The sequence below is a fragment of the Cupriavidus sp. HMR-1 genome (assembly GCF_000319775.1).
Lineage (GTDB): Bacteria > Pseudomonadota > Gammaproteobacteria > Burkholderiales > Burkholderiaceae > Cupriavidus > Cupriavidus metallidurans.
Genome location: NZ_ANKP01000280.1, coordinates 1 through 8,930, shown reverse-complemented (window position 1 = coordinate 8,930; position 8,930 = coordinate 1). Strand labels below are relative to the sequence as shown.

Annotated in this window: 9 protein-coding genes; 5 read left to right on the top strand and 4 right to left on the bottom strand. The window is 65.1% G+C overall.

Features of this window, described 5'->3' with window-relative positions; genetic code table 11:
• Nucleotides 1-185: 185 nt before the first annotated feature.
• Together D769_RS30470 and D769_RS30465 are read right to left on the bottom strand one after the other, a co-directional pair.
• The gene (locus D769_RS30470) at nucleotides 186-893 is read right to left on the bottom strand and encodes an HAD-IA family hydrolase (RefSeq protein ID WP_040011368.1); all 708 of its coding nucleotides are present in this window, start codon (nucleotides 891-893) and stop codon (nucleotides 186-188) included.
• A 90-nt stretch (nucleotides 894-983) separates the two neighbouring features.
• The gene (locus tag D769_RS30465) at nucleotides 984-1,820 is read right to left on the bottom strand and encodes a hypothetical protein (protein WP_008652591.1); all 837 of its coding nucleotides are present in this window, start codon (nucleotides 1,818-1,820) and stop codon (nucleotides 984-986) included.
• A gap of 211 nt (nucleotides 1,821-2,031) precedes the next feature.
• Here D769_RS30465 and D769_RS30460 point away from each other — a divergent pair, with 211 nt between their 5' ends.
• The 3 genes from D769_RS30460 (at nucleotide 2,032) to D769_RS30450 (ending at nucleotide 3,306) form a co-directional block, all read left to right on the top strand.
• A complete protein-coding gene (locus D769_RS30460; protein WP_008652589.1) occupies nucleotides 2,032-2,238 on the top strand; it encodes a hypothetical protein in 207 nt (68 codons plus the stop codon).
• 154 nt (nucleotides 2,239-2,392) lie between these two features.
• Complete coding sequence (locus D769_RS30455) at nucleotides 2,393-2,722, top strand: calcium-binding EF-hand protein (protein WP_008652587.1); 330 nt, start codon at nucleotides 2,393-2,395, stop codon at nucleotides 2,720-2,722.
• Nucleotides 2,723-2,877: 155 nt separating this feature from the next.
• Nucleotides 2,878-3,306 carry a MarR family winged helix-turn-helix transcriptional regulator gene (locus D769_RS30450; RefSeq protein ID WP_008652586.1) on the top strand — a complete coding sequence of 143 codons (429 nt, stop codon included), beginning with the start codon at nucleotides 2,878-2,880 and terminating at the stop codon, nucleotides 3,304-3,306.
• Nucleotides 3,307-3,354: 48 nt separating this feature from the next.
• On the opposite strand, the gene D769_RS30445 is transcribed toward D769_RS30450, so the two are convergent.
• The gene (locus D769_RS30445) at nucleotides 3,355-4,131 is read right to left on the bottom strand and encodes an enoyl-CoA hydratase (protein WP_008652585.1); all 777 of its coding nucleotides are present in this window, start codon (nucleotides 4,129-4,131) and stop codon (nucleotides 3,355-3,357) included.
• 567 nt (nucleotides 4,132-4,698) lie between these two features.
• Between D769_RS30445 and panE the strand changes: the two genes are divergently transcribed.
• Nucleotides 4,699-5,622, top strand: a complete 924-nt coding sequence (gene panE, locus D769_RS30440) for a 2-dehydropantoate 2-reductase (protein ID WP_008652583.1) — start codon at nucleotides 4,699-4,701, stop codon at nucleotides 5,620-5,622.
• A 169-nt stretch (nucleotides 5,623-5,791) separates the two neighbouring features.
• On the top strand, nucleotides 5,792-7,375 hold the full coding sequence (locus tag D769_RS30435) for a hypothetical protein (RefSeq protein WP_008652582.1): 1,584 nt from the start codon (nucleotides 5,792-5,794) through the stop codon (nucleotides 7,373-7,375).
• A gap of 79 nt (nucleotides 7,376-7,454) precedes the next feature.
• Here D769_RS30435 and D769_RS30430 read toward each other — a convergent pair.
• On the bottom strand, nucleotides 7,455-8,930 hold a 1,476-nt coding region (locus tag D769_RS30430), incomplete at its 5' end, for an acyl-CoA synthetase (RefSeq protein ID WP_008652581.1).

Genomic DNA, 8,930 nt, shown 5'->3' with positions numbered 1-8,930 from the left:
CCACTTGTACTGTCTGCGGCCGCGCCCTTGCAGGGCGCGCATGTGCTCGCAGGCACATGCCGTTCCGCAGGCGGCTCGCATACGAGCCGAAACCCCTGCTTCACCCTAGCCAGAACCGCTTTGCTTCATTTTGATAGCGCCTCTAAGAGCCGTTTCGTTTTCTTTCGATAACGTTTCCGCGTGCTTCAGGCGTCCAGTGCCTGACACAGCGCCCGCAGATCGCGAACGATCAGGTGCGGCGGCGGGCTGCTGCGTGACCATTGCGCGGCGGATGCCTCTTCCGAGCGCACCACCCATGCGGCCTGTGCGCCTGCGGCGATAGCGCCGGCTACGTCGAGGTCGGGATCGTCACCGACGTGAAGCATCCGGCTGGGTGCGCATCCGGCTGCATCGGCTGCGGCGTGGAAAATCGCGGCGCCGGGTTTGCCGCTGCCGAAGCTCTGCGGATTCAGCGATGCCCGGAAGAACTGGTGCCCGCCAGTCAGCTTGAGATTCGCATTGCCATTTGATACCGCGACGAGCGGAAACCGCTGGCTCAGCCATTCCAGCGCGGGCAGCGCATCGTCGAAGAAATCGACTTGCTGGCGCGCGGCGTAGAAAGCGTCGTAGGCGGCCTCGGCAAGGCCGGGGTCTTCTTTCGACATGTCGAGCACCAGCCGGATCGAGCCCAGCCGCAGCGCGCGCATGTCGCCAGCCAGCTCCGGGCGCATGGCTTCGAACTGGACGCGGAGGTCACGCAGCACCTGGGGTGATGAAAGGATCGGCGCGGATTTCGGCGCTTGCTGCAGCAGCCAGTCATGCAGGACTTGTTCCGCTCGCACGACTGCAGGTTCGAAGGCCCAAAGGGTGTCGTCGAGATCGAGAGATATTGCGGAGATACCGGCCAGACGCATGGTGGGGAACGTGAGAAAGCGGAATTGCGGGGAATCCGCCGAATTTACCATCTTCGCTCGTATCGCCTGGAGGCCGTGTCGACCGCGAGGTCACTTCAGGCTGAGCGTGAATGGCAATAGCAACACGTTGACCAGCAGGAGCGCATACACGATCACGATCGCCGCAGGGATGACCACGGGCGGCCGATTAGACGGGTAGGCGCGTCGACGGCGCCAGAGGAATCCAGCCGTGGTTCCCGTGATGACCAGTGCCAGCATGGCGCTGGCCCACGCCAGTGACGCAGGTCCGGACTCGTCGCCATAGATCGCCGTGTCCGAATCGGTCAGCGAGATGTCGACGGCAGTGGTCGAAGTGGCAGGGACGTGTGCGACAGGCATGGCAACGGGTGTTTCAAACACCGTGGCGCGAACCGGCTGCGCGATGGCAGGTGTGGCTGTCGCGCGGACAGGTGCTGCCGCGTCCGCCATGTGTTGCGCTGGTGCAGCGGCTGCCGGCGGCGCGTCATGACGTACGGTCGATGGCGCGGTCGCTGCGACACGCGGCGCGGAGGCCGTTGCGCTGTGCATCGAACTGCGGTCCCGCCAGAACAGGTGGAACAGGCCATCGAGGCAGCGTGCCGAATCACAGGCATCCCGCCGGGCGCGCCAGGCGACGATATCGGCGTTCTGGATCGTGCCCTTGTGCAGCATCCTCTGCTGCTCGGCATAGATGCGTTCGTAACGCTCGGACAGTCCCGGTGAGTCGCACACCAGGCGATTGTGTGTGCCACTTGCGTGTGGGCTGTTGGTGTTCAGCGAGCAGCGCATCCCGCTGCCGCCAGGGTCATCGCAAACCACCGGGGGGGTGGTTCCGCGCGAATGGCAGATGATGTCCGATGCGCTCACGTTGCCTGCCGCGAGCAGGCCGGTTGCGAGGCAGATGGCCATACGAATGGCCCAGCGCACAGTGACCCTCTTCATCATGCCCCCCCATTGAAGCGGCCTGGTTTTATAACGTAGACGAAAGCCCGGGCGATGCCCAAGCACGCAATGCGATGGGCGGGTCATGATGCACTTGCCGCCAGATCGGGTTTCCCATACGCGCGACGTTCCGATCATTCGTCCGCCGTCGTAATTTCTGAGACGGAAAGCCTCTATCGTGGCGGCGACGTTCCTGGGTGATCGCGCATGCATCCTCAAAACGCTCGTGACGCAGCGTGCCGTGATCAATGGGACGCCGCGCCCGCTACGTGGCGAACAGGCGTTTGAAGCTTGGGGCTGGTTCCTTGCGCCCTATTGCGCCACGAGGAGCGGCCGCAACCGCGTCGAGTCGTGGCTGTCACGAGATGAAGACAACCTGATGTGAAGCCTTTGCGCTGCGGAATTGAATTCTTTCGATGCGTCGGCCGAACGCAAGCGGTGCCCATAGAATGCGTCTGGATTGGGTCCATTGCAGTACCGCTGCTGTGGGGAGGCCCGCGGTGGCATCACAACAACCTGAGTTACCCGAGGAGACTGATATGAGCCATCGTTTCGCCGCTGCCGGCGCAGTGTTCGCGTTGCTGTTGCTGTCCGCCACCGCTGGCGCGCAGACACAACCGCAGCCGCAGCCCCCCGCGAACGCGCAGGAAGCCAAGGCGAAGTTCACGGAGAAATTCAACGAGGCGGATGCCAACCACGATGGCAAGCTGACGCGCGAGGAAGCCGAGGCAGGAATGCCGCACGTGGCGAAGGACTTCGACAAGATCGATGCCAAGAAGAAGGGCTACGTCACGCAGAAGCAGGTCGGCGCGTACTACGCCGCCAAGGCGAAGCAGCGCCGCGCTCAGGACCCGGGCAACCTGAACTGATCCGAGTCGTATCCGCCAGGGCGGTCGCCATCGGCGCCGCCTTGGTCGCGTCTAAGCGTATCTCCAATCCGTCCCCGGTCGTAGAAAGTCCCGTGTCACGTGCGTGATAACATTCAAAAAAATTCGCGCGCGAACTAAATCATCCGGGTACCGTCTTGAATCCTCGACTTGTCTACCTCCTGAATGTCGGTCAGCGTCGGCTGCATCGATGGACACAGGCGCGCACCGCCGCCGGTGGCGTCACCGCGTCGCAGGCCGGAATGCTGTTCTTCCTCGGCAAGAACGATGGCGCGTTGATGAGCGAGGCCGGCGCGGCGCTCGACCTTGGCGCGCCGGGCGTGAGCGGGCTGGTGGATCGCATGGAGCGGGCGGGGCTGGTCGAACGCGGCCTGGACGAGCACGATCGCCGGGCCTTCCGCATCTGGCTGACCGATGCCGGGCGCACCGCGCTCAAGCGCTCCCGGTCGAATCTCACCGAACTGAATGCCCGATTGACCGAGGGGTTCACGGCCGCCGAGATCGATGTGGTGGCGCGCTGGCTGACGAGCCTGCAGGACAAATTCCCGGCCAGCGACGACGAGTGATGCCGGGGATGAACGAAGGCGCCGAAGCAGACGACGCCTTCTGGCGCATCACTGCTTGGCGATCCTGCTGAAGTCCGGCTGGCGCTTCTGGGCAAACGCCGTGAAGGCTTCCTTCGCTTCCGCGCTGCGCAGCCGCTCCACGAACGTCGAACTCTCGGCGTCCATCTGCGCGACCAGTTTCTCGGCCTCCCGCATCAGACGCTTCATTGCCGTCAGAGAGCCGGACGGCTTGGTAGCGATCTTCTCCGCGATGCGTCGGCCTTCCGCGCGCAACTGGTCGACCGGAACCGTCCGGTTCGCGATGCCCCATGCCACGGCGGTGTCCGCCGGCAGTGGATCGCCCAGCGAGAACATTTCAAACGCGCGCGCGTGGCCGATGCGCAACGGCAGCAGGTAGCTCGACGCTGCCTCAGGCACGAGCGCGAGGTTCACGAACGGCGTGATCAACTGCGCGTCGTCGGCCAGGACCACGTAGTCGCAATGCAGCAGCATGGTCGTGCCGACGCCAACGGCCTTGCCCTGGACTGCCGCGACGATCGGCACAGTGGCATTCGCCAGGCTATGCAGGAATCGCACGACATGGCGCTCCTTGGGTGCGTTGCCGGTGGCCTGGGCCGCGAACTCCCCGATGTCGTTGCCGGCCGTGAAGGAATCACCGTCAGCCTGAATCAGCACGACCCGGACCGATGCGTCGGTCGATGCATTCCCGATGGCGTCCGCCAGGGCGCCGTACATGTCGTTGGTCAGCGCGTTCTTCTTGTCCGCTCGCGAAATCGTGAGGGTCAGCACGCCACGTTCAAGTCCTGCTTGGATTTCCGGAATCACGGCTTTGTCTCCTGCAATGGAAGGGGTAGGGGCAATGAAGATGTTCGTATGCGAAGTAGATGCAAAGTATAGTTGATTCGCGTGCGAAGTAAACCGGCGCAAGCATCACCATTTCCTCCAGGGCCGCGGCAGGCGCGTGACCCGTATGCCATCAGCAATCACCCCATGAGGGTTTGTGCCGACTTTTCCGCTTGGCGGCGTTGCAGTCTACTGAACCCAGGTTGTGCAGTGTGGCCGGGGCGCGCGCGGCGTCTCCCCGGGGTTTGGAAACCTTTCTGGAGACAACACCATGGTGACCAAGCAGGACGATGCCTTCATTCTGAGAAACCTGATCGCGCTGGCCGCCGTGGAGACACTGGGCGGCGCCATTGCACTCGGGCTGGTGTTCAACCTACTGACATGACCTGACGCTCGTGGTGTTGCTTGCGGCCGATCCGCAGGCAACGCCACGAGTCCCAGGTTCCGGGCCATCCATCGACCTGCATTTCGCTTCCAGCAGACTTTCCGGGCCATCACTACAATGGCGCATTGCCCGGCTCGTTGCCGGGCCAGATCTGGGAGTCGAGGATGCGAATTCTGGTTGTCGGAGTGGGAGCCACGGGTGGCTACTTTGGCGCGCGGCTGCTGCAGGCCGGGCGTGATGTGACGTTCCTGGTGCGCCCCCGCCGCGCCGCGCAACTGGCCGAGCACGGCCTGCGGGTAAAGAGCCCGCACGGCGACCTGCATTTCCCGAATCCCCCTGTGGTGTTGTCCGAGCAAATCACGCAGCCTTATGACGTGGTGTTGCTGAGCTGCAAGGCGTATGACCTCGAAAGCGCCATGGATGGCTTCGCGCCCGCCATGGGGCCGAACACGGTCATCATCCCGTTGCTCAACGGCATGCAGCATCTGGATCGCCTCGACGCGCGCTTCGGCGCCGGGCGTGTCATGGGTGGCCGCTGCCTGATCTCCAGTACGCTCGATGACCAGGGCACGATTCTTCATCTGTCGAGCTTCCACGTTCTGTCTTTTGGCGAGCGCCCTTCGGGCAGCAGTGAGCGCGCGCTGACCTTGGCCGCCGCCTTCAGCGATGCCGGCTTCGACGTCCAACGCAGCGACGCCATGCTGCAGGACATGTGGGAGAAATGGCTGTTCCTGGCCACGCTGGCATCGGCTACCTGCCTGATGCGAGCGACCATCGGCGATATTCTCGCCGCGCCACGCGGGCGCGAGACCATCGCGGCGTTGCTTGGCGAATGCGCCGGCGTCGCGGCCGCCAATGGCTATCCGGCCCGGGGGCCCGCACTGGAGCAGGCGAAGACCACGCTGTTCGCCGAAGGATCCCCGCTGACAGCCTCGATGCTGCGCGACCTCGAGCGCGGCGGGGCGATCGAATCGGACCAGATCGTGGGTGACATGCTGGCCCGCCGTGGCCAGACCGCAGCGCCGACGCTGGAGATGGCGCTGACCAGCCTGAAAGCCTACGAAGCGCGCCGCGCGCGCGGAGGCTGAAGCCGCCGGCGTCCGATTCACCCGCATCGCAGAATTTGTCAGGACAGAATCAAGCCTGATACACGCGATTTCGATTGGGCGAACGACGCCGTTTACCTACACTCCGCACATTACAAGCAGCGCCCGGCACGAGCCATGCCGGGTAAAACAAGAGCGGAGGAGGTCGTAAATGCGGGAAATCCTGTTCAAGGTGGGCCTTGCCTCGCTGGCGGCCTGCACCACGCTGGGCGCCAGCGCCCAGAGCACCGCGGCATGCAATGGGGCCGGTTGCGGCTTTGGCGGAGGTGGCCTGCTGAACCAGCAGACCACCTTGCGCCTGAGCGCGGCCCAACTGGCGGCACTGCTCGGATCCACTGACGATGGACGCCAGCTGATGCAGGTTGCGGGCGTGCCAAGGTGCGACATCGAGATCGTGACGCTGCGCTACCGCACGGTGGGCGGCGCCGGGGAACCGGCGAACGCCAGCGCCGCGCTGATGATTCCCGGTGGCGCGGCCTGCAGTGGTCCGCGCCCGACGCTGCTGTACGCGCACGGCACCACGACGTACAGGAAGTACAACCTCGCCGATATCACGCAGACCGACCCGCGTAACGGCGACGGCGCGTCGGAGGGCATCAGCGTAGCCGCGATGTACGCGGCGCAGGGCTATATCGTCGTGGCCAGCAACTATGCCGGCTATGCGGGCTCGGATCTCGACTATCACCCGTACCTGAATGGGGCGCAGCAATCGGCCGACATGGTGGGCGCGCTTGCCGCCGCGCGCGTCGTCATGCGGGCGCCGGGTGGCGGGCGCAACGTGCGGGAGAGTGGCAAGCTCTTCGTCACCGGATATTCGCAGGGTGGCTACGTGGCGATGGCGACGCACCGGCTGCTGCAGGCTGCCGGGATTCCGGTGACCGCGTCGGCGCCGGGGTCGGGTCCGTATGCACTGGCGGCAATGGGCGACGCACTGGTGGCCGGGCAGGTGGGTATCGGTTCCACGGTGTTCGCGGTGCTCGTCACCACGAGCTACCAGCGGTCCTACCAGAATCTCTACCGCAAGCCGTCCGAGTTCTACGAGTCGGCCTATGCGCCAGGCATCGCCAGCCTGCTGCCGAGCATGAATTCGCTCGACAAGATTTTCACGCAAGGCAAGTTGCCACCGACTCAGCTCTTCAACAGTACGCCGCCGGCCTCGCAGTTCGCATCGCTGACGCCGCCGCTGTCACCGCCGCTGGCTTCGCCAGACCTGACGCCGGTGTTCGCGCTCGGATTCGGCAATGCCGATCTCGTGCGCAATGACTACCGGCTGGCCATGCTTGAGGATGCGCTGGTCAATCCGGACGGCGCGTTCCCGAGTTCGACCGTGTCGATGGCGCCGGCAACGCGGCCCGTGCAACCGCTGCGCGTGGACTTCAAGATCAACGATCTGCGCAATTGGCAGCCACGCGCGCCGGTTCAGCTATGCGGCGGGCACGACGATCCCACCGTGTTCTTCTTCAACGCCACGGTGCAGCAGGCGTACTGGAGCAGCGCGAAGGTGCCGGCGGGCCTGACCAGCGTGCTGGATGTGGATGCGCCCATCGCCGGCCCAAGCGACCCCTATGCGGCGCTCAAACAAGGCTTCTCGTTGGCGAAGATGAATGTTGCCGCGCAGGCGGTGGCAGCGGGCGCGCAGGATGGCGGCGCGTCGGCGGTCATCCAGGCGTATCACGGCACGCTGGTGGCGCCGTTCTGCATGGTTGCCGCGCGAGCGTTCTTCGGGCAGTTCTGAGCGGGAATGTCGATAAAAAACGCGCGGCGGGGTGACCCGTCGCGCGTTCTTTCCATCAAGCGATCGGTCGACCGGTCGATCAGACGTCGATGGCAGCGTTCGACTGCATCTTCTTGCGCAGTTCGAACTTCTGGATCTTGCCGGTAGAGGTCTTGGGCAGCGGCCCGAAGTAGACCGCCTTGGGCACCTTGAAGCCGGCCAGCAGCGTGCGGCAATGCGCGATCAGTTCTTCGGCGGTGACGCTCGCGCCATCCTTCAGTTCGACGAACGCGCACGGCGTCTCGCCCCACTTGGCATCCGGCTGCGCCACCACGGCGGCGGCCAGCACCGCGGGGTGGCGGTAGAGCGCGTCTTCCACCTCGACGCTGGAAATGTTCTCCCCGCCGGAGATGATGATGTCCTTGCTGCGGTCCTTGATCTTGATGTAGCCGTCAGGCATGCACACGCCAAGGTCGCCCGTATGGAACCAGCCGCCCGCGAACGCCTCGCGCGTGGCCTTGTCGTTCTTGAGGTAACCCTTCATGCAGATGTTGCCGCGGAACATGATTTCGCCGATGGTCTCGCCGTCGCGCGGTACGGGCTGCATCGTATCCGGGTCCAGCACCGTGACGCCGGACTGCAGGTGATAGCGCACGCCCTGGCGCGCCTTCAGCACCGCGCGTTCTTCCTGCGACACCGTGTGCCAGGAGTCCTGCTCCGCGCAGACCGCGGCCGGGCCGTAGACCTCGGTCAGGCCGTAGACATGCGACAGGTCGAAACCCATCGCTTCCATCTGCGCCAGCACCGCCGCCGGGGGCGGGGCGCCCGCCACCATGCCGCGCACCGGCCCGCGCAACCCTTCGCGCCACGACGGCGGCGCGTTGACCAGCGCGGTGTGGACGATCGGTGCGGCGCAGTAGTGCGTCACGCCTTCATCGCGCATCAGGTCGAAGACGAGCTTCGGCTCGAACTTGCGCAGGCAGACGTTCACCCCGGCGCGGGCCGCCACTGTCCACGGGAAGCACCAGCCGTTGCAGTGGAACATCGGCAGGGTCCACAGGTAGACCGGATGCTTGGCCATGTCCCACTCCAGGATGTTGGAGATGGCGTTCATGGCCGCGCCGCGATGGTGATAGACCACGCCCTTCGGGTCGCCGGTAGTGCCCGACGTGTAGTTCAGGGCGATGGCGTCCCACTCGTCGCCGGGCATCTTCCAGTCGAATTCCGGATCGCCGCTGGCCAGGAAGGACTCGTAATCGGTGTCGCCGAACCGCTCGGCGTCGGGTCCGAGCACGTCTTCCACCGCGATCACCTTGAGTCCACGCACCTCACGTGCCATCTGGCGGGCGGCATCGGCGAACTCGGTGTCCGCCAGCAGCACCTTGGCCTCGCCGTGGCGCAGCATGAAGACCAGGTTGGCGGCGTCCAGGCGGATGTTGAGTGCGTTCAGCACCGCACCGGCCATCGGCACGCCGAAGTGCGCCTCGACCATCGCCGGGGTGTTGGGCAGCAGCGCCGCCACGGTATCGCCCTTGCCCACGCCGGCACGGGTCAGCGCGCTGGCCAGGCGCCGGCA

Coding starts and splice junctions, on each gene's coding strand:
- D769_RS30465 (WP_008652591.1), bottom strand. CDS start 1,820: ATGGCCATCTGCCTCGCAACCGGCCTGCTCGCGGCAGGCAACGTGAGC.
- D769_RS30455 (WP_008652587.1), top strand. CDS start 2,393: ATGAGCCATCGTTTCGCCGCTGCCGGCGCAGTGTTCGCGTTGCTGTTG.
- D769_RS30435 (WP_008652582.1), top strand. CDS start 5,792: ATGCGGGAAATCCTGTTCAAGGTGGGCCTTGCCTCGCTGGCGGCCTGC.
- D769_RS30470 (WP_040011368.1), bottom strand. CDS start 893: ATGCGTCTGGCCGGTATCTCCGCAATATCTCTCGATCTCGACGACACC.
- panE (WP_008652583.1), top strand. CDS start 4,699: ATGCGAATTCTGGTTGTCGGAGTGGGAGCCACGGGTGGCTACTTTGGC.